Source organism: Nitrospiraceae bacterium, assembly GCA_019637075.1.
Classification (GTDB): Bacteria; Nitrospirota; Nitrospiria; order Nitrospirales; family Nitrospiraceae; genus JAHBWI01.
The window spans coordinates 318,812-340,017 of sequence record JAHBWI010000005.1 but is presented as its reverse complement, the minus strand read 5'-3'; the positions used below and the strand labels follow the sequence as shown (position 1 = coordinate 340,017).

The window sequence follows — 21,206 nt, the reverse complement described above, 5'->3', positions numbered from 1 at the left end:
TCGGAATGAGATACGCTTCACGTATCACGAGTGAGTGATGGGAAAGACCGGGTTCATCTACGATCCGCGATACCTGGAACATGACATGGGCTCCGGTCACCCGGAGTCCCCGAATCGGTTGCGTGCGATTCTTCAACAGATGGAGCGCAGCGGGACCAGCGAGCTCGTGACGGCGATCGAACCCCGGTCGGCGGCTGACGAATGGGTCACCCAGGTCCACCATCCGTCATACGTGGCCTCGCTTCGTGCCCGTGCTCCCTCCAGCGGGCGGGTGCCCCTCGATGCCGATACTTCGATGTCACCCGGATCGTTGCCTGCCGCCTACCTTGCCGCCGGAGGTGCGCTAGCGGCGGTCGATGCGGTGATGAATGGCCAGGTCGAGCATGCGTTTTGCGCCGTGCGCCCGCCGGGGCACCATGCCGAGTCCGACCATGCCATGGGCTTCTGCCTCTTCAACAATGCGGCGATTGCCGCGCGGTACGTGCAAAAGTGGCATGGGCTCTCGCGCGTGCTGATCGTCGATTGGGACGTCCACCACGGCAACGGGACTCAGCACAGTTTCGAATCCGACCCCACGGTGTTCTTTTTCAGCACGCATCAATATCCCCATTATCCCGGCACAGGCCGAGCCACGGAGGAAGGTAAGGGCGAAGGGCAGGGTTTTACGATCAACGTTCCCATGGAAGCGGGTGAAGGCGACGAGGAGTATCGCGCGGTGTTCCAGAAGGTCTTGATCCCCGCCGCGGATTCGTTCAAGCCGGAATTCGTGATCATCTCGGCAGGTTTCGATGCCCACCGAGACGATCCCTTGGCGAGCATGGGATTGACTGAAGAGGGCTATGCGGAGTTGACGGGCATCGTGGCAGGCATTGCCCGGCGCCATTGCCAGGGGCGACTGATATCGTGCCTCGAAGGCGGCTATAACCTCACGGCGCTCGGCGCGTCCGTCGACCGGCACATCAGGGCGCTCCTGGACGCATGATGCGTTGGACGAAGTGGCTCATCGGCCCGGTGGTATTGGCGGGGGCGGTTTACGTCTATTACACGGAGATCAAGCCCGTGGTGATCTTCGGCCTGCGGTCGGACTATGCCCATGCCATTCCCTTTCAAAAGGTTCCGGAGGGGCTGACCAGCCTGAAGGCGGAATCCTGTGGCAGTTGCCATCGCGAGATCTATGAGGAGTGGAAGAGCAGTATCCACGCTCATGCGTACGAAGACCCCTTTTTTCAGGCCTACTGGACCAAAGATAAACACATCTGGGTTTGCCTGAACTGCCATACGCCGTTGGAAAACCAACAGCCGACGCTCGTCAAGGAGATTCCGCGGGGGCGTGTCGAAAAGGCAGTGCAGGAACCGAATCCTCACTTTGACCCGGAGTATCAGAAGGAATCGGTGACATGCGCGGCCTGTCATGTACGGGACGGCGTCATTCTTGGCCCCTTCGATGATTCTGCCGCGCCGCATCCGACCAAGTTTGATCCCTCGTTTCGTACATCACAATTGTGCTCGCGTTGTCACAACGTCGTGTCGGGACCGGCCCAGTTCTACAATGTAGGGCCCTGCGGGACCTATGCGGAGTATGAGGGCAAGTTTTTCATGAAGGAGCGGGGCTTCATTTGCCAAAGTTGCCATATGCCGGAAGTCGACCGCCCGGTGGCGGAAAACGGCCCGATCAGGCGGGGACGGAAGCATCTCTGGCGCGGTGGCCATGACCCGGACATGGTCAACCGGGCTGTGGCCATCGAGGTGAAGGCCAATCCGACGAATCCCAAGCCGGGGCAGGACGTGACCGTCACGCTGACCCTCATCAATGCCGGGGCCGGCCATAAGATTCCCACGGGCGATCCCGATCGGCACTTTACGGTGGAGTTCGAGGTGCTGGATCAGCAACGGCGGGTGGTGGCCACGCAGGAGGACACGATGGGGCGGTGGATCATGTGGCAACCGGCTATCGTAGAGTTGTACGATAACCGGCTGATGCCGTTGGCCAGCCGCGACTATCAGTTCCGGTACAAGCTGCCCGAGGCTTCGAAGGGGTTGACCTTGAAGGCGCGCGTCCGGTACCACATCCTGACCGATAAGCAGCATGACATGCTCATCACGAAATATGGACTGACGGCAAACGATCCCTATCATTTCACGCTCTACGAGCGGGAGGTCCCGTTGAACGAGGGTGTGGCTTCCGCGCTGGCTGAAGAGGGCCGCCAGCCGATGGCGGTCAGCCATCGCCAGCAGGACGAGAAAAGTTGCAAGGTCCCAGCGCAAGGCTGATGACCGAGGGCTGTTCCCGATTTTTGAAGGAGTACCATGAGACATCCGTTGCTCATTGATGCCGAATCGTTGCAACAAAGTTTGGGCCGCCCGGGGCTGGTCATCATCGACGTGCGGGGACGGGCGGCGTATGAATTTGGCGGGCACATCCCCGGTGCCGTCCACACGACGTGGCACGAGTATAGCGATCCCAACGCGGTCGCCAAGGGGCTGCTCGACCCGGACATGGGACGGATCGAGAAGAAACTGCAAGCGCTGGGCATCAATGCGGACAGCGACGTCGTCATTTACTCCAACCCCTTCGACAATTGGGGCGACGAGGGACGGATGTTCTGGATGCTCGAATATTTCGGTCACAAGAAGTTGCGCATCCTCGATGGCGGGTGGGTCAAGTGGGTGAATGAGCGGAGGCCGTTCGAGCATGGGGCCGTCCGCCCAGCCCCCGGCACCTTCACCATCGCACCGGCGGCCTCAACCATCGTCGCCAAGGATGAACTCAAAAAGATCGTTCGTCAGCCGCACCCGAACACCACGATCGTCGATGCCCGAAGCCTTGAGGAATATTTCGGAAAGGAAATCTCCGGCATCCCACGTCCCGGCCATATTCCCGGCGCGGTGAGTGTGGCTTGGAACGGATTCCTGAACCCGGACGCGACCGTCAAGGACCTCCCCCAAATTGCCGCGCAACTCGATCAAAAGGGCGTCAGCCCGAAGAACGAGGTCATCTGCTATTGCACGGGTGGGGTGCGGTCGGCCTGGCTCTACTTCATTTTGCGTCTGGCAGGCTATGAGCATGTGCGCAACTACCCCGGTTCCTGGTGGGAATGGAGCCGAGATTTCGGTTGTCCCGCGGAAAAAGATCTGATTGCGTTGCAGAAACTGTTGGGAATGGAGATGGGATCGATGCCGAAGAGCGCAAGGCCGTCTTGACAGGTTGCGGTGCCGCATTTATGCTGAAAATGTTCGTAAAGTCATCGTAGGCAACGCACAATTTGATAGGAGGCAATCCATGCAGACTGCTACGTGGCGAGGAATCATGATGGCCGGCGTCATGCTGGCCTTGGTGGGCGCGCCGATGGTGGGGAGCGTGGCCTTCGCAGCAAACAAGCACCAGGCTGAGGCGGTCGAGCACGCGAAGGAAGCGGTGGCCCACGGGAAGCAGGGGCACGCCGATGCGTTGGTGAAGCATGCCGAAGCGGCATTGAAGCATGCCGAGGCGGCGATGGCGGAAACCAAGAACCCTCATGTGGGTGAGGCCATCAAGGGCTTGAAGGACGGCGTGGAGCACGGCAAGGCCGGGCACGCGGATGTCGCGACCAAGGCGGTCGAGAACGCCCTTCCTCATTTGTCCGAAGGGATGTGAGCGCCAGGGAACGGCACAGGTCTCAATTGAAACGGGCAGGGGTAACCCTGCCCGTTTTTTCTTTGTGGGGAGAGGACGGCAGCGATGCGAGTGGGATATCTGCAGTTCGATCCGGTATTCGGGGATATCGAACGGAATCTCGAGACGGTGACGCGCCTCTTGGCGCAGGCTGACGCGGACCTGATCGTTCTGCCCGAGCTGTTCGCGGCCGGGTATCAATTCGTCTCGAAGTCCGAGGTGCTGCAACTGGCCGAACCGGTGCCCGATGGCCCGACCACCGCGCGGCTTTGCGAGATCGCTGCGCGCCGCGGGATGGCGATCGTGGCCGGGTTGCCGGAACGCTCCGGGGCTCGCTGTTACAACTCCGCCGTGATTGTCGGGCCTTCCGGCTTGCTTGGGTGCTATCGAAAGACGCATCTATTTTTCGAGGAGACGTTGTTTTTCGATCCCGGCGACAGCGGGTTTCAGGTGTGGGATGTGGGCGGAGCCAAGGTCGGGGTGATGATCTGTTTCGACTGGTTCTACCCCGAGTCGGCCAGGACGTTGGCCCTGATGGGGGCGGACATCATCGCCCATCCCTCGAATCTGGTGTTGCCGCATTGCCCGGATTCAATGGTGACGCGCTGTCTTGAAAACCGGGTATTCAGTATCACCGCCAACCGAATCGGCAGCGAGGCTAGGGGCGGCAAGGATCGATTGACCTTCATCGGCACCAGCGAAGTGGTGAGCCCGCGTGGGAAGATTTTACGGCGGGCGCCGCGGGAGGCAGAGGAACTCGCGATCTTGGAAATCGATCCCGCCGAAGCCAGGGTAAAGTCCCTCAACAGCTACAACGATCTGCTCCGTGATCGTCGTCCTTCCCTGTATCACGAATAGCTGCATGTTGAAAAATCCCGCCGGCTTTGCACGCGGCTTGAAAATATCTCCAAAGGGACCCTGCTGCTCCATACCTCCGCGGCCCGCCCAGACGCGAACCGGGGCCGGGCCGGTCAGGAGAGTGGCCTTTTGAATATGCTGTAGGGGGAGAAGAATCCGAATCGGCTCGCTGCTTGCGTCATCGGCAGGCGCAAGGTAGGATCAATCATCATGACACCCTTGGGAAAAGGCATCTTTCTGGTCGCAGCGCCCGCGCTGAAGGACCCCAACTTTCGGCAGACGGTCGTCTTGCTTTGCGAACATGGACCAGAAGGGGCGCTCGGAGTCATTGTGAATCGGCCGACCGCCATGTCGATTTCCGAGGCGCTGCCGCAGGTGCCGATACTCGAAGGCCAAACGCACGTGCTCTATGCGGGTGGGCCGGTTCAGACCAATCAGGTGATGTTGCTGTATCGAATCAGCCAGCTGCCGGAAAACTCCCACCATGTGTTCGACGGTGTGTGTCTCGGCGGGGATTTGGATATTATGGAGCGGATTCTGACGGAGCAGCCGGGGAGGGAATCCTTCCGCGCCTATCTGGGCTATTCCGGTTGGGGACCGGGCCAGTTGGAATCAGAAATGCAGACCGGTTCGTGGATCACGCTGCCCGCCGACCCGTCGATCGTCTTCGAGAAGGACCCCACCCGTATTTGGTCCGACGTGGTTCTCTCTCTCGAGGAGACGTCGCGACACTATGCGGATATGCCGTTCGACCCAACCTTCAATTAGCCGGACGTTGAAAAAGCCCGCCGCGTTGTTCTCGCCTCGCACATGTCTTCAACGTAGTCCAGAGGCTACGCCTCCGGCGCGTGCCTCAGTCGCGGCCCCGCCGGACGGGCTTTCTGAACGTCCTGCGATCATCTGAGCAGGCGCCTCTCGTATCTCGTCCTTCGTATCTCGGTCTGTATAGCCGCGAAATACGCTTCATGCTTCACGGGATGCGCCCATTCCCAGCATCTTTGCCAAAAATCTCCCGGTATGTGAGCGCTCGACTTTCGCGACTTGTTCGGGGCGCCCTTCGGCGACAATCTCACCGCCCGCGTCTCCTCCTTCCGGCCCCAAGTCGATCACCCAGTCCGCTGTTTTGATCACGTCGAGGTTGTGTTCGACGACGATGAGCGTGTTCCCCGCATCCACGAGTTTGTGGAGGACGAGCAGCAGCTTTTTGATATCGTCCAGATGCAGGCCGGTGGTCGGTTCGTCCATGATGTACAGAAGATTCTGTGCCGACGGATCTTTCAATTCGGCTGCGATCTTGAGCCGCTGCGCTTCGCCTCCCGAGAGGGTGGTGGCCGACTGGCCTAACCGGAGATAGCCGAGTCCGATCGATGACAAGAGATGGAGTTTTTCGGTCAGCTTCGGCGATCCGGAAAAGAATCCCAGCGCCTCGGACACGGTCATATTGAGCACGTCATGAATGGTTTTGCCCCTGTAATGGATGCCGAGCACGTTAGGCTTGAACCGCCGGCCGTTGCATTCCTCGCAAATCGCGTAGATGTCCTCGAAGAAGTACATCTCGAGCTTTTCGTAGCCGTTGCCTTCGCACCGCTCGCAGCGCCCCCCGGGGGCGTTGAAAGAGAAATGCCCCGGTGTAAGGCCCTGGCGTAGGGCTTCCCGCTCCATGGCGAACAGATTGCGGATCTCGTCGAAGGCTTTCAGGTAGGTGATCGGATTCGAGCGTGGTGTGCGGCCGATGGGTTGCTGGTCGATCAGCCGGACCCCTTTTACGTGTTCGAGGCCTTTGATCGCGCGGAACGGTTCCATCGGGAGTGAATCGACGCGGAAGGCCCTGGCCGCAGCCCGGTACAGGGTGTCCTCCACCAACGTGCTCTTGCCTGATCCTGAAATCCCTGTCACGCAGACCAACATGCGCAGGGGGATCCGGACGAGCAGGTTCTTCAAGTTATGCCCCGATGCGCCGGCGATGCTGAGGATGCGGCCGTTACCCGATCGTCGGCTTTTCGGGACCGGAATGAAATCCTCGCCGCGAAGATATCGGGCGGTGACCGAGCGGGTATCGGTCATGAACGTGGGGCGCGGGGCGGCGCAGACGATCTGGCCGCCTTGGTCACCCGAGGCAGGACCGAGTTCCACGATATAGTCGGCGGCCCGGATCATGAGCGGATCGTGCTCCACGACGACGACGGTGTTCCCGTCGTTCGCCAGGTCGCGCAGGATGCCGGCCAAGGTATCCGTGTCGCGCGCATGAAGGCCGATCGTGGGTTCGTCCAACACATAGAGCGTACCGACGAGCCGCGACCCGAGTTGGTTAGCGAGGGCAATGCGTTGGGCTTCGCCGCCCGAGAGGGTCTTGGTCTGCCGCCCGATTGCCAGGTAGCCCAATCCGACGCGGAGCAGGAAGCTGAGCTTGCCGCGCAGCTGGCGGAGGATATCCTTCGCAATTTCGGCATCGAAGGTCGGAAGGGCCAGGCGTTCGAACCAGCCGGCGGCGGCTTCAATCGTCAGGTCGGAGAGCTCCGTGATATCGAGCCCGGCCAGTTTCACGAATCGCGCGGCCGGTTTCAGTCGCGTGCCGTTGCAAGTGGGGCACGAGACGGGACTTCGGTAGCGACTGAGCAACACCCGAACGTGCAGCTTGTAGCGTTTCGTCTCGAGATATTCGAAAAATTCCTTGATGCCGTCGAAGTCGTCGGCACCATCCCAGATCATCTTTCGGACTTCCGCGGGTAACGATTCATAAGGGGTTGTCAGATCGATCCCTCGCTTTTTCATCGCGAGCAGGAATTGTTTTTGCCACCAATCGGAACCTGGCTTGCTCCAAGGCTCCACGGCACCCTGTGCCAGAGATTTCGTACGGTCCGGGATCACGAGGTCCGGGTCGTACTGCAGAATGTTGCCGAAGCCTTTGCATTCGGGGCAGGCGCCGAGCGGGTGGTTGAACGAGAAGAGCAGGGGGCGCAGGGGCTCGAACGTCCGACCGCAGCGCTGGCATCGGAAGCTGGTACTGTAGGTAAAACGGCCGCGGTCCACGACGTCGATCAGGCAGACTCCATCTGCTTCCTGGAAGGCGATTTCGATGGCCTCAATCAGACGATGGCGATTGTCCGGCCGCAGCACGAGCCGGTCCAGGATCACTTGCAGCCCGTCAGGACGATCGCCGGGGAGTATCGGCTGATCCTGCAGATTCAAGATCTCGTCGCCGCAGCGCATACGGGTAAAGCCGCGTTTCAGGAGTGACTCGATCAGCGACCGATCGTGTCCGGGGCCCAGATCCTGAATCGGAAAAAGGACCATTGCCCTCGATTCCGGACATTGTGCGAGGATCTCTTCGGCGACCGATCCGGGATGATAGCCGCGAGCCTCCTGTCGGCAATCCGGGCAGACCGGCTTCCCGACCTTGGCGAATAGGAGGCGAAGCAGGTCGGCCAATTCCGTCGCTGTTCCGACCGTCGATCGCGCCGTCCTGATCGGGTTCTTTTGTTCGATGGCGATGGCCGGGCGCACGTTGATGAGACGATCGACGTCTGGCCGATTGACCTTGTCGAGGAACATCCTGGCGTAGGTCGACAGGGATTCCACATAGCGCCATTGTCCCTCGGCAAAGAGGGTGTCGAAGGCCAAGGAAGATTTGCCGGACCCGGAGACGCCCGTGATTGCCGTAACTTTATTGTGGGGGATGCGCAACGAGACGTTCTTGAGGTTATTCTGCCTCGCGCCCTCGACAATCAGGTAGGCGTGGTCGGAATCGGACGGGGCACGGCTCGGCATGGGCGAGGCTCCTTTTGAAAAACGATCTGCCATGGTAGCAACCGCGGGTGTCGTCTGCAATGAGTCCGGGGTGCTCTGGGCTTTCTCCCGCATCGGAGGATGCTCTATATTGAGGGCTCGAATAGAGGGAGGGGAAAGTGGATCGTCAGGCCTATCTCGCGAGAATCGAGTACCAGGGGACCCTGGAGCCTTCGCTGGACACGTTGCTCGGGTTGCACCGAGCGCATGTGTTGACGGTGCCCTTCGAGAACTTGAATATCCATCTGGGGCAACCGGTCTCGCTTGATCCGGATGATCTGTTTCGCAAGATCGTGCATCGGCGACGGGGTGGGTATTGCTTCGAATTGAACGGACTCTTTGCTCTCCTGCTCGAAGACCTCGGATTTTCGGTCACTCGCCTTGCCGCGCGTGTGTTGTATGGAGCGGTGGGGGACAGGCCGCGCAGTCATCAGGTGTTAGTGGTGAAGATGGAGGGGCAGGTGTGGCTCGTCGATGTCGGTTTTGGAGGTAATGGATTACTTGAACCTTTTCCCGTAAAGGTTGGTGAGAGGAAATTTCATGGCAGTGATCAATTCGCGCTCTCCCTCGATGATCGGGGAGAATATCTGCTGCAATGCGAGATCCGTCGAGCCTGGGAGAAGCTCTATTCCTTCACGTTCGATCCCTGTCTCCCGGTCGACTATACCTTTGCCAATTACTACCATTCCCACTCGCCGGATTCCCTCTTCACGCAACGGCGAATCTGTACGATGCCGACGCCCGATGGGCGAAAGACCTTCACGGATATGGTGTTGAAGATTCGAACGGGCGGGAAGACGCAGGAGATCCATCCTCGCGACATGAGTGAGTATCGCGAGCTTCTCAAGTATCACTTTAAGTTAGAGGTAGAGGGTGATTTCCGATCGCTACCGAGCCAGGAACTTCACGATCGCAACGCAGCCCATGTAGAGGACGAGTGAGCCGGCCATCGAGAGCCAGAACCCGACACGTTCGACACCGTAGATCATGCAGCCGACGTAGACCAACCAGGGGGGAACGAACCATAGCAGGTTCTTTGCGTAGGTCACGAGGTGTTCGCTCCCGCCGTTCAAGTAGATCAGGACGAACGTAGCGCCGGTCATGGCGGGAAAGGTGCTGGCAAAGGCCGCGAGGAAGGATCGGCCTTGCGAGCCCAGATAGGTCGACACGCTGACGATCGTTCCACCCAGCAGGAAGTATGACGCATACTTCACCCACTCACCCATGCACGGTCCTCCTTGATCTACTCCGTTCCGAAGGTCAGCGGTCCGCCTGGGTTGATTCGGCCGGCCCGAATGCTTCCACCGCTTCCCGTTCCAGCCGTTCCCCTTGCCCTGTGTAGCGCGGTGAAAAGTGGAACACGATCAGCTCGCGCGCACCGGCCTTTCTCGCCATCGTGCCGGCCTGCTTCGCGGTGAGGTGATAGCGCTCACGGGCTTTGTCCGCATCGCTGTCGAGATAGGGAGCCTCACAGTAAAAGATGTCCGAATCCCGCGCAAGCTCCACGATCCTGGCTTCATTTTCCGGGTCGTAGCGGGCGTCGACGACATAGGCGATCTTCTGCCCGCGGCTGATCGTCGCAAAGCGATCCCGAACATCTCCCAGTAGGAATTCACGGTCCTCCCGATGGTGTTCAAAGTACAAGGTGGCCGTGAATCGGAAATCGTCCGGCCGTCCCTCCCACAAATACTGCTTCACTTCCTTGAGCCAATAGCCGACGGGCAGCCCGGCTTCGTGGAGTCGCTGTTTGTTGATGTTGATGTGAAATTGCTCCTGGAGGGCGTAAGCAAAGGAGGGGATACGGTGGTTGAGTGCGACGGCCTGCACAGTGAACATCGGGTCCTCAAGGACCGTAAAGGGTCTCCTTTCCCCCCTGGGTGTCGCTGGTTGTTCCGGTTCGTCATGGCGGCAAAAACCGTCTGTGGCGCGAAAGATTGTGTGTCGAATGGAGGCTGAGTGGAATTCGCATACGACGATCGTTAGGGGATAGCCATCCACGAGGTTCCAGGTATAGCCATGAAGCTTTCCTTGAACATTGTCGATGAGGCCGGGAGGGCCATAGAGTCGCAGTGTTTTTCCTCGGCCTAGCGCGACACGCAACAGGGCGTCGAAGCCAATGAAGTGGTCCATATGGGTGTGGGAGATGAAGATGTCGTTGGCTCCAAGGAGACGGGTTGGGCCCAATGCATGGTTGTCGCCGAGGTCGAACAGGAAGGCGCGCTTGGACCAGCGGACCTCGACGAAGAGGCCGGGATCGCCGAACACGTCATTGACCAGGTGGCTTGAAAAGGATGGCGTCATGGGAATAGCCCAACGGGTGATGCGGTGTATCGACTGATCCGGTGATTGCAAGATCGGATCGTACATTCACTGGATTACCAGATGGTACCTGGCGAATTCGCTGCCAGGACTCTACGCATGACGCTATACAGCACGACGACCTCGATACTATGGGCCATGATTGGAATGTAGAGGTTTCTCCGCCGATGTTGCAGGCTCGCCCAGATCAGGCCGTCCCAGACGGCGATCCAGTGGAGATGTCGAAAGGTTGCCACCATGAAGGGGTCGAAGGCAAACAGGACTGCGCTGAGGGGAATCGCCATCGCCACCGGCGTCCCCAGCGTTTCCAACCGCCCAAGGAGAAATCCTCTGAAATTTAGTTCCACCATGAAGGCGATGAAGGCGATGAACCAAGGCAGCATCAGCCAGAGCGGAATCCTGGCATGGGGTGTGTCCGCGAGGAAGTGGTAGTCGAAACCAAGGCGCGGCATGAGGAGGAGGATCACGCCGAGGTTGCACAACCCGAGGACGACGCCGACGGCGACGCCGACAGGGACCGCCTGCGTCAGATTGTCTCGTGAGAGCCCCAGACGCTGGAGCGGAGTAGGATTCCAGCGACTCCAAAAGCTTAGGGCGACGTAGGCGCAGACCTGAGGGAAGAACTGTATCGGCCAGAATGCTTGCCACTCATCCGGCAGCAGGTAATAGAAAATGGTAGCGGCGATCGGAACCAGCGCCAAGGCGGCTCCACGCTCGCTTGTCAGGGGGGCCGCGGTCACGGCGATCGATCCGGTCCCTATTACTCCAGCCTGAGGTTGTAACGTTCCAGCGTTGTGGCCTTGTTACGGGCGAGATTTGAGAGTGACTTGTTATAGTCCACGATCGCGCGCAACTCGTTGCCCTGGGCCGTGGCCAGGTCTCGCTGGAAATCGAGCACAAAACGGGTCGTACTGAGGCCGACCTTCAACCTCTCCTGCTCGGCCTGCAACTGCTTCTCGGCCATGATGCGTGCCGACCTCGTCGTTTCGATTCGTTTGAAGTCGGTTTGCACACGCCGAACGGCTTCGCGCACTCCGACAATCACCTGCTGGCGGACGCTGATCAGTGAGGCCTGCGCGTTGCGTGATTCCAACTGGCGTTTGTTATAGGTGCTGTAGGCCGACCGGTTGCCCAACGGGTAGCTCAGGACCAGGCCGGCACCATAGTTGTAAAAGTCGCCGCCGAAATTTCGCTTGGTCGCGTCCCCATAGTCTGAGCCCAACCCGGAAAGGCCCATCGTGCCCTGGAAGGACAGGGTGGGCAGCAGCTGATTCTTCGCGAATTTGACGTTGAGGTCGCTGGTTTCGACGTTCTTGCCGGCTTGAAGAATCTCCGGCCGGCGTTCCATCGCGATGTCGATGGCTTCCTGGAGGCTCAAGGGCTCCAGCGCTGTGACGGGGGGATCGGTCGGAATCAGGCGCAGATCCTGCCGCAATTCTTCCTCCGCCGGATTCAGGAGGCGGCGCAGCTGGTCCTCCTGGTCGCGAATCGATTTCTCCGCGACAAGTATCTGTTCGACGCGTGAGGCGACCGCGGCTTCGGCCTGCAACACGTCGACAATCGACATGACGCCGGCCTTGGCCTTGGCGCGGTTGCTGGCCAGCAGTTCCTCGGCTGCCTTCAAAGCGGCCTGCGCCACTTTGAGGTTTTCATTCGAGAATACCAACTCCCAGAAAGTTTGCTCCACGGTGGCGATGACATTCAGGACGCGATCGAGAAAGACATGCTGTTCGACCGTGGCGTTGTTCTGGGCGATGTAAATAAACGTCTTATTGATGTCGGTTCCGAAGTTGCGCAACAGGGGTTGGGTGACGGTCAAGGCAAGACCACCGGTCCATGCCGGGTTGAACAAGAACGTATTCTGACCGCCGACGAAGGTGCGTTGGGGGCTGTAGTTCAGGTCGACATTGGCGCCGGAATAAAGATTTTGCGTAACGTCGGCGGTGATCGAGGAGTTGTTCTGGTCGAACTTCGTAATGTCCTGCAGATTGGCGCCGGTGAAGCCTAGAACCGGCCGATTGAGCGGCGACACCTGACGATTGTATTGTCCGTTCAAGCTGACGGTCGGGTCGAACTTGGCCTGCTCGATGACGATGTCCGCGAGTCGACTGTCTTTTGTTTGGCGGCCGATGGTGATGTCGAGATTGTTTTGAAGCGCCTTTACGACCGCGTCGGACAGCGACTGCGCCTCACGGCGTTCCGCCGGCACCGGCTTGGTGACTTCCAGGCCGAAGGACGGCGACGTTCCGCCGATCATCAGGGCCAGGACGAGGACGAGTGGACGTGCGTTTCCGCAAAGTCGACGACTCATGACAAACTCCTTGATGCGAGTGTCTGGTTGGCTCATACTGAGTTCGAATGCTGGAGGCGTGGTACCACAATCCACCGTCGGTGTCCATGCTGGGAGTGTAGGATGGTGATGGGGAGAGGCACATACTTGTTGGGGTTGCTCCTGCTCTGCTGTGTCGCCGAACGAGCGGAATCCCAGTCTGTCTCCGGTGTGCGTGGACTCGGAGGCGGCGTGGCGCCGCTTTTCAATTTGGTCGGTCCCGGCAATCTCTATGTCGATAACCAAGGTACCCAAGGTTTCATTTACAACTTCGGAAACAATTTCGAGTCGTACAATTTCCGCAATCCCACCACGGGACAAGCCTGGAGCGGTGCCATGATGACGCTGGGACCGCAGCTTTCCATCGGGCTCATTCAAGGGGCTAACCAGTCCGGGTCGCCACTGGTGTTCCCTCCGGTTCCTCGCGACGTCGGACCGGTCCCTTCGATTCAATCAACCATCCTCGACGACATTCCCTAAAACCGGAAGCAGGGCTCATAGCGCAAGACAGGCGGACTGAGTAGCCGCCGGCTGTCGCTGAATCTGTTCGACCTCCTTCACCATGGGCCCGTGGGTCTTCAGCTGTCCTGTGGCGGTTTGGTGATGGCCGGCAGTGCTGCCACAAATCGGGCTAAGCTCCTTGCTTGTTATCCACAGAATTCACATGGTGGAGTGGGCGACAGAAGCGAGCGACTCCTTCGAATGTGGTACTGCAAGCGATTGATCTGAAAGGTTATTCTCCGCTGCTTTTTGTCGAACCTAGAATGTGGATGCCAATCGGTACGCCGCTTGCTAGGGCCCACGGGTAGAAGCACGGGACTTACGAATGGGCCGAAGACGACAAAACGATCAGCCTCGAACCGAAGATGTCAATTGAATCGAATAGTCAGAACGGAAAGAATGCAGCTGCGATGCGGGGAAATGGTCGGTTTTCTTGGGATGCCCTGCCCGTCGTCGGCTCTATAAGACCAAAGGAGAGTGCCTGATGAGGATCGCGCAAGTGTCACCGTTGTGGGAAAGTGTGCCTCCGAAACTCTATGGGGGAACCGAGCGCATCGTGTCCTACATCACGGAGGAATTGGTCCGGCAAGGCCATGAAGTAACGTTGTTTGCCAGCGGCGATTCCGTGACGGCGGCGAAACTAGAATCGCCCTGTCAGCAAGCGTTGAGACTCAACACCGGTATTTTCAACCGTGAAGCCCCGCTCATCCAGATGATCGAGCAGGTGTTCAGCACGGCGGACCAATTCGACATCATCCACTCGCATCTCGACTTTCTCGCATTTTCTTTGTCCCGTCGTTGCCGCACCCCGACCGTGACCACGCTGCACGGACGGTTGGATCTCCCGGAACTCGTCCCGGTGTTCCGCGATTTTGCCGAGATGCCCCTCGTCTCGATTTCCAATTCCCAGCGCCGGCCGCTTCCCTGGTGCAACTGGCAGAATACGGTCTACCACGGGCTTCCGAAAAATCTGTACAAATTCAACCCTGAACCAGGAAAGTACCTGGCCTTCCTCGGTCGGATTTCCCCGGAAAAGTGTCCCGACCAAGCGATCGAAATCGCGAAGCGGGTGGGGTTGCCCATGAAGATGGCTGCGAAGGTGGACCCGGCCGACCGCGCGTATTTCGAGCGGGTGGTGGAGCCATTGTTGGACCATCCCCTGATCGAGTTCGTCGGTGAGATCACGGATGCGCAAAAGAGTGAATTCATCGGTAATGCGATCGGACTGGTGTGTCCCTATGATTGGCCGGAACCCTTTGGGCTGGTCTTGATCGAAAGTCTGGCCTGTGGTACCCCTGTCCTGGCCTACCGGCGGGGTTCCATCCCCGAAATCATCGAGCATGGCGTCACAGGCTTCATCAGCGAGCATATCGGCGAAATGGCCAGTCAGGTGGAAGCCCTGACGACCTTGGATCGCCATCGCTGCCGCCAGGTGTTTGATGAGCGCTTTACCTCCGAGCGCATGACCAACGATTATCTGAAGATTTATCAGCAACTCATTCAAGATGCGGCTGCGGTGACCGGACAGCAGGGACGCCAGCACGCGTCCCAACGGTAAACGACGCAACCGATGCATCGGCAGAAGGGATGAGAATGGCAGACGAGTCACAATCTACGAGTGGCGCGAGCGAGGTCTCCGGCTGGAGATTGCTGGCGACCAGGGATTTTGGGTGCCTCTGGGCCGGTCAGGTCGTCTCGCAGATCGGCGACGGCCTGAATAAGGTTGCACTGCTTTGGTTTGTGTATGAAATGACGGGCTCGGCCTTGAAGATGACGGCCATCGGGCTGCTTCAGACGATTCCCCCGTTGGTGTTTGGTCCTCTGATCGGCGTGTACCTCGATGCGCTACCCAAGAAGTCGGTCATGATCATTGTCGACCTCTTGCGTACGCTCATGGTCTTACTGATTCCGGCCTTTTATGCCTTCGATATGTTGACGCTGGAGCGACTGTATATCCTGGTCTTTCTGATTTCCATTGTCTCGACCATCTTCGGACCGGCGCTTGCATCGGCCGTGCCGCTGATCGTCCAACGGTCTCAGCTCACCACGGCCAACGCCTTTCTGCAGAGCACCACGAACATCGGTGTCTTGCTCGGTCCGGCCGTCAGCGGGTTGGGCATCGCATTGATCGGCGCGCAAAACGTACTCTACGTGGATGCCGCGACGTTTCTGGTGTCGGCCATTTGCCTCATGCCGATTCACGTGAGAGACAACCGGACGGTGAAGGGGCTCGAAGCCCTCTCGACGCCGGTGGTGCAAGATATGATGGTGGGTTTCCGCTTCGTGTTCTTGCAGCATCGCGTGGTGTTCGCGCTGATGATTACAGCAGTGCTCTATAATCTGGCTATCAGTGCTTTCGTGTTCCTGCTGCCGGTAGTGGCTAAGGACCTCCTGCAGGTCGGACCGATGGAACTGGGGTGGCTCTGGTCCGCGCTCGGCATCGGAATGCTGGCTGCCTCGCTCTGGTTGGCACGGGTGCCCCAAGGGAATTTTCAAGACCGGGTCGGCAAGATCGGCCGTTCGCTTGCGATCGGTGGCATTGCGGTCTGCACGTTGGGTTTGGTTCAGACGCCGGTGCTCTTCAGTACGTTCCTGTTGATCGTGATCATCGGGGGAAGCACATCGCTGTTCTATCCGGTCGTCTGGGCGATGCTCCAGGAAGTCACGCCCGAGCATCTCCTCGGGAGAGTGTTTACGACGTTCAGCACCGGAGGCATGGCCTCGGCCATGATCGGCATGGCCGGCTTCGGATGGGCCGCTGACGCGGTTGGTCCAGCCGCCAGTCTCATCGGCATCGGACTGCTTCTCCTGCTCACTGCCGTGGTTACCATGCACGTCAGCCGGCGTGACCTGGTCATGCGACCGGCGACGGCCTAACTTTTCCCCAGTCATCGATTCAGTTGGCGCACGCTCGAACGAGCCGTGCGCCAACGTTCCCATCGCATCAGAACAGGTGCCTCCGGGCGGCTGGACGTGTTGCTTTCTTCCAGTCGGTCGCGTATGTCTTTTGAGGTGAGACGTGCCATTGTTCGACATTGGGTTCAGGGCATGGTCGAGGATCGTCGGCCTATTCTAGGTGCCGACCTAACAAGGGGCAGAAGCGATGGGGATGCGAGTCGTCAGTCAGTCGGTCGGGCCGGTGGCGCTGAGTGCGTTCTTGTGTCTGGGGCTCGCGACGACGGGATGGGGAGAGACGTCGTCGGAAAGCAAAGGTGAGGCTGCGCCTCCTCAACGGCCGAAGGACGCCGAGGTGAAGCCGAAAGAGCCCGAATTGAAACCGGCAGAATCGAAAGCCAAGGAGCCCGAGCCAAAACAACGGGAGGAACCTCCCAAGGTCAAGGAACCCGAATCGAAACCAAAGGAGTCTGAGGCTAAACCGAAAGAAACTGAGTCCAAGCCGAAAGAGTCTGAGGCGAAGCCCAAGGAGCCGGCGGCCAGGGCCAAAGAATCGGAGCATAAGGCCAAGGATCCGGAACAGAAGGCGAAAGACGCGGACAATAAGGCCAAGGACAAAGAAAAAGACAAGGAGAAGGAATCGGAAGTGTTGGCGGACAAACCCTGCCCAACCCCGCCACCGGCGGCAGAGACCAAGGTCGCAGCGGAGCAGCTGGCACCAGGCGGCGAGACGGGTAACGGAGACCGCCCGAAGGCCGCTGAGCCTGAGGTGAAGAAGCCGATGCGCTCCTCGATGGTGACGGCGAAACTTGCGCTGATGGGAGATCCGCGGTTGTTCCCGTTCGACATCGAGGTCGATGCCAAGGAGAAAGATCTGGTGTTGCTGGGGAAGGTCACCAACGAGTCCGAGAAGCGCGCGGCGACGGAGATTGTTCGTTGTTTGGAGGGCGTCCGCGGGGTCGAGAATCGGTTGAAAATTGAGTCCGACGCCATGCACGGGCTGCAATCCGATCGCGACAAGGTGCTGACTCAACTGGTCAAGGAACGGTTTGAGAAGAGCAAAACCTTGCAATCGGTGAAGTTCGATGTAAAAACGGAGGACGGCATTGTCACGTTGACCGGTACGACTCGTTTTCAGGTCATCGTGTTGGAAGCAGCCCAGGCGGCGAGGCAGGTCCCTGGGGTGCGGGCCGTCAACACGGAAAATGTTCGCCTAGTGGCCGGAGAATAGACGGTTGCAGGCGGCTGAAGGTGGGATCAGCCGAGTGAAAGTGTACTTGCCGACATGATGGAGCCACAGCACGGGAACGGAGCGGCGATAGCATCGCGTCCGAACGTGACGTGGTCGCCACATCTACTCACGCGGGACTTCACGCTCGTTTGGTGGGGCCAGATGGTCTCCCAGATCGGGGACGGTGTGTCCAAGCTCGCCTTGCTGTGGTTCGTCTATGCGATTACCGGGTCTCCGTTGAAGACCACGATGATCGGCCTCCTGCAGACCTTGCCTCCGATTCTCTTCGGGCCGTTCATTGGAGTCATCGTCGACCGGGTTCCCAAGAAACTCCTGCTCATCAGCAGCGATCTCATCCGGGCCGTGGTGCTGGGGGTCATTCCCTGCCTGCTGCCGGTGGATTCCTTCAGTATCGAGCGGCTGTATCTGATGGTATTCGTGCATGCCGTGGCATCGGCCGTGTTTGGACCGGCCTTGACGGCCGCGATCCCCGCCTTGGTGTCGCGGAATGAGTTCACGGCGGCGAACGCGCTGTTGCAAACGACCACGAGCATCGGCATCATCGTGGGCCCGGTCTTGAGCGGTGTGGGCATCGCCACGATGAGCTCGCAAGAAGTGCTGTGTGTCAATGCCGTCAGCTACGTCGTGTCAGCGGCCTGCTTCCTGTTCATTCGGTTTCCAAGTTCGGATGCGGCACCCAGAGGGGCAACGCCTGCCGGGGGCCCGCTGAAGGAAGTGGTTGACGGATTCCGCTACGTGCTCGGGCAACAGCGGATTATTCTGCTCCTGATCGGGGCGGCTTCCATGTATACCTTTGCAACCAGCGCCTTCAGCACCCTCTTTCCTGTCTTCGGCAAGAAGCTGCTGGATCTTGGGCCGGTGGAAGTCGGTTACCTCTGGTCCGCTTTCGGAATCGGCTTGCTCCTGGTCTCCCTCGGCCTGGTATCCTTGTCCGGCTGGTCCCTTCCGCGCCGCATCCAAATTATGTCGGCATCAAGCTTTATCAGCGGGTTGGCGCTGCTCGGCCTGATCGTGACCACGAATCGGCTGGTCGCTGCGTTTCTCATGGTCATCATTGGGATGGGAGCCGGGACTTTGACGCCGATTGCCTGGGGAGTGCTGCAGGAGATCGCGCCGGCCACGCTCTTGGGGCGAGTACTGGCCATTTACAATTTGGGTGCGATGACGTCGGCCATTGCCGGTATGACCATCTTCGGCTGGACGACGCAGGAATTCGGTGAGCGGCCCAGTGTGTTCGGTATCGGAGTCGGTTTGTTTTTGTCGGCCCTGGTGGCGGCGCGGGTCGTTCGCTGGATCCACAGCAATTGGACGGGAGTCGTTCCTGAACCGGTGCAAGAGGATGCCCAGCCGGTCGTGTTGGCCACTCAGACGACGAGCCGATAGGACGACGCAACAGATTGCTGATCAACGTGAGCGCAGGAGGCGTACGTGGAAGAAATCATCAGCGTCAATGATCAGTTTTATATCCTGGCCAGTTCTTCCATGGCCGATAACCGGACGCGGGTCCTCAAACACGGTGAAACGTTCGGCGTGTTCGATCGCTATGGAGACGTGCAACCGGTCGGGAGCGGCACGCAGGGGCTCTTTCACGAAGGGACCCGGTTTCTTTCCCGCCAGGAACTCTTTCTCGACAACGACCGGCCGATGTTGTTGAGTTCGACGGTGAAGGAAGACAATGCGCTGCTGGCGGTCGACTTGACGAACCCCGATCTGTACCGCGACGGCCGTATTGCGGTTCCGCGCGGCAGCGTCCATGTGTTTCGCTCGCGATTCCTCTGGAACGGCGTGGGCTATGAGCGATTCCGACTCTCCAACTACAGTCTGGCCCCGGTGAAGATGTCCTTCTCGCTCCGATTCGAGGCAGACTTTGCGGACATCTTTGAAGTGCGAGGGAAGAAGCGCGATCGCAAGGGGACGAGATTGCCGGATGTCGTTGAGCGGGATCATCTGGTGCTCGGGTACGAAGGGCTGGATGGCGTAGCGCGCCGGACGCGGATTCAATTTGTCCCTGCGCCGCAGGAAATCTCCGCGGGGCAGGCGACTTTTCAGATCGTATTGGATCCAAAAGCCGAGACGACGGTGACCGTGAACATAGGCTGCGATGTGAGCAACGAACGGCGTCCTTTCTTCGCGTATGATGAGGCGATGACCGACGCAGGGCTGGCCATACGAGCGGAGCAAAGCCAGGATTGCCTGATCCACACGTCCAATGCCCAATTCAACGAATGGTGGAACCGCTCGCTGCTGGATTTGCGGATGATGGTGACGGAGACACAGGAGGGGCCGTACCCCTATGCCGGTGTGCCCTGGTTCAGTACGCCGTTCGGCCGTGACGGCATCATCACGGCGATGGAGTGTCTTTGGATCAGGCCCGAATTGGCCCGCGGTGTCTTGGGCTATCTTGCCTCCACACAGGCCAAAGAGGTCAATCCGGTGCAGGATGCGGAGCCGGGGAAAATTCTTCACGAGACTCGGAAGGGCGAGATGGCTGCGCTCCATGAAATTCCGTTTGGTCTCTATTACGGGAGTGTGGATTCGACGCCATTGTTCGTCATGTTGGCCGGGGCCTATTACGAACGGACGGGGGATCTCTCGTTCATCCAAGCACTCTGGAACAACATCGAACTTGCCCTAACCTGGATGGACACCTATGGGGACCCGGATCGCGACGGGTTTCTCGAATACATTCGCAAGTCGCCGACCGGCCTGGACAACCAGGGCTGGAAAGACTCCCATGATTCGATTTCGCATGCGGATGGATCGTTGGCCGAGGGGCCCATCGCCCTGTGCGAAGTACAAGGGTATGCGTTCAATGCAAAACTGCAGGCCTCGAAGCTGGCCGATGCGCTGGGGTACGTCGACCGGGGCAGCCAACTGCGCCGCCAAGCCCATGCGTTACGGGACCATTTCGAGGAAGAATTTTGGTGCGAGGACCTTTCCACCTATGCGTTGGCCCTCGACGGAAAGAAAGAGCCCTGCCGAGTCAAAAGTTCGAACGCGGGCCATTGCTTGTTTACGGGTATCGCAAGCCCGGAGCATGCAAAGCAGCTGGCCGAGACCCTCATGTCCGACGAACTGTTCAGTGGATGGGGTATCAGGACGCTGGCCGATTCGGAGCGCCGGTACAATCCCATGTCCTATCACAACGGGTCCGTCTGGCCGCACGATAACGCGATGATCGCGGCGGGGTTGGCCCGATACGGACTCAAGGCGGGGGTGGAGCGGGTCATGACCGGCCTTTTCGAGGTCAGTTTGGTGGTCGATTTCCATCGGTTGCCGGAACTCTTCTGCGGATTCGTCCGGCGGCCCGGTCAAGGTTTGACCCGTTACCCCGTAGCCTGTAACCCCCAAGCCTGGGCTGCCGGAGCGCCGTTTATGGCTCTGCAGGCTTGTCTGGGTTTGCTGATCGATGCGCCGGAGGAGAAGGTCACGTTCGTGTATCCGATCCTGCCGGAATCACTGCATGAGGTACAGATCAAGAATCTCAGAGTGGGCAAGGCTTCGCTCGACATCGTGGCCAAGCGGCATGACCTGGACGTCGGTATCACCGTCACTCGGCGGGAAGGCCACGTCGAAGTGGTCGTGGTGAAGTAGCGGGTGGGGGAGTCTTGAGC

18 protein-coding genes are annotated in these 21,206 nt (G+C 59.2%); 13 read left to right on the top strand and 5 right to left on the bottom strand.

Annotation, left to right across the window (positions count from 1 at the left end; all coding sequences use genetic code 11):
- Positions 1–37 precede the first annotated feature (37 nt).
- The 6 genes from KF814_15285 to KF814_15260 all read left to right on the top strand — a co-directional run bounded on the left by KF814_15285 (position 38) and on the right by KF814_15260 (position 5,278).
- Positions 38–982, top strand: a complete 945-nt coding sequence (locus KF814_15285; GenBank protein MBX3237512.1) for a histone deacetylase — start codon at positions 38–40, stop codon at positions 980–982.
- On the top strand, positions 979–2,271 hold the full coding sequence (locus KF814_15280) for a hypothetical protein (protein ID MBX3237511.1): 1,293 nt from the start codon (positions 979–981) through the stop codon (positions 2,269–2,271). Before KF814_15285 ends, KF814_15280 begins: the two co-directional genes overlap by 4 nt.
- 36 nt (positions 2,272–2,307) lie before the next feature.
- Entirely contained in the window at positions 2,308–3,201 is an 894-nt protein-coding gene (locus KF814_15275) for a sulfurtransferase (protein MBX3237510.1), read from the top strand.
- A 79-nt stretch (positions 3,202–3,280) separates the two neighbouring features.
- On the top strand, positions 3,281–3,634 hold the full coding sequence (locus tag KF814_15270; GenBank protein ID MBX3237509.1) for a metal-binding protein SmbP: 354 nt from the start codon (positions 3,281–3,283) through the stop codon (positions 3,632–3,634).
- 84 nt (positions 3,635–3,718) lie between these two features.
- Positions 3,719–4,510 (top strand): acyltransferase, encoded by a 792-nt coding sequence (locus KF814_15265; protein ID MBX3237508.1) that lies wholly within the window; start codon positions 3,719–3,721, stop codon positions 4,508–4,510.
- A 210-nt stretch (positions 4,511–4,720) separates the two neighbouring features.
- The gene (locus KF814_15260; GenBank protein ID MBX3237507.1) at positions 4,721–5,278 is read left to right on the top strand and encodes a YqgE/AlgH family protein; all 558 of its coding nucleotides are present in this window, start codon (positions 4,721–4,723) and stop codon (positions 5,276–5,278) included.
- 195 nt (positions 5,279–5,473) lie between these two features.
- On the opposite strand, the gene uvrA is transcribed toward KF814_15260, so the two are convergent.
- Complete coding sequence (gene uvrA, locus KF814_15255) at positions 5,474–8,278, bottom strand: excinuclease ABC subunit UvrA (GenBank protein MBX3237506.1); 2,805 nt, start codon at positions 8,276–8,278, stop codon at positions 5,474–5,476.
- 137 nt (positions 8,279–8,415) lie between these two features.
- On the opposite strand from uvrA, the gene KF814_15250 reads away from it, so the two are divergent.
- Positions 8,416–9,237: an arylamine N-acetyltransferase gene (locus KF814_15250; GenBank protein ID MBX3237505.1), complete on the top strand. Its 822-nt coding sequence runs from the start codon at positions 8,416–8,418 to the stop codon at positions 9,235–9,237.
- On the opposite strand, the gene KF814_15245 is transcribed toward KF814_15250, so the two are convergent.
- The 4 genes from KF814_15245 to KF814_15230 form a co-directional block, all read right to left on the bottom strand.
- Positions 9,184–9,522 (bottom strand): DUF3147 domain-containing protein, encoded by a 339-nt coding sequence (locus tag KF814_15245; GenBank protein MBX3237504.1) that lies wholly within the window; start codon positions 9,520–9,522, stop codon positions 9,184–9,186. The genes KF814_15250 and KF814_15245 overlap by 54 nt on opposite strands.
- 34 nt (positions 9,523–9,556) lie before the next feature.
- Entirely contained in the window at positions 9,557–10,597 is a 1,041-nt protein-coding gene (locus KF814_15240) for a hypothetical protein (GenBank protein ID MBX3237503.1), read from the bottom strand.
- Between the two features lie 74 nt (positions 10,598–10,671).
- Complete coding sequence (locus tag KF814_15235; GenBank protein MBX3237502.1) at positions 10,672–11,355, bottom strand: hypothetical protein; 684 nt, start codon at positions 11,353–11,355, stop codon at positions 10,672–10,674.
- Positions 11,356–11,375: 20 nt separating this feature from the next.
- On the bottom strand, positions 11,376–12,926 hold the full coding sequence (locus KF814_15230) for a TolC family protein (protein ID MBX3237501.1): 1,551 nt from the start codon (positions 12,924–12,926) through the stop codon (positions 11,376–11,378).
- A gap of 108 nt (positions 12,927–13,034) precedes the next feature.
- On the opposite strand from KF814_15230, the gene KF814_15225 reads away from it, so the two are divergent.
- The 6 genes from KF814_15225 (at position 13,035) to KF814_15200 (ending at position 21,186) form a co-directional block, all read left to right on the top strand.
- A complete protein-coding gene (locus tag KF814_15225; GenBank protein ID MBX3237500.1) occupies positions 13,035–13,424 on the top strand; it encodes a hypothetical protein in 390 nt (129 codons plus the stop codon).
- Positions 13,425–13,929: 505 nt separating this feature from the next.
- Positions 13,930–15,003: a glycosyltransferase family 4 protein gene (locus KF814_15220; protein MBX3237499.1), complete on the top strand. Its 1,074-nt coding sequence runs from the start codon at positions 13,930–13,932 to the stop codon at positions 15,001–15,003.
- Between the two features lie 35 nt (positions 15,004–15,038).
- The gene (locus tag KF814_15215; protein MBX3237498.1) at positions 15,039–16,322 is read left to right on the top strand and encodes an MFS transporter; all 1,284 of its coding nucleotides are present in this window, start codon (positions 15,039–15,041) and stop codon (positions 16,320–16,322) included.
- Between the two features lie 226 nt (positions 16,323–16,548).
- The gene (locus KF814_15210) at positions 16,549–17,571 is read left to right on the top strand and encodes a BON domain-containing protein (GenBank protein MBX3237497.1); all 1,023 of its coding nucleotides are present in this window, start codon (positions 16,549–16,551) and stop codon (positions 17,569–17,571) included.
- Between the two features lie 57 nt (positions 17,572–17,628).
- Positions 17,629–18,975, top strand: coding sequence for an MFS transporter (locus KF814_15205; GenBank protein MBX3237496.1), 1,347 nt, complete (start codon positions 17,629–17,631; stop codon positions 18,973–18,975).
- Between the two features lie 45 nt (positions 18,976–19,020).
- Positions 19,021–21,186, top strand: a complete 2,166-nt coding sequence (locus KF814_15200; GenBank protein ID MBX3237495.1) for an amylo-alpha-1,6-glucosidase — start codon at positions 19,021–19,023, stop codon at positions 21,184–21,186.
- Positions 21,187–21,206 lie beyond the last annotated feature (20 nt).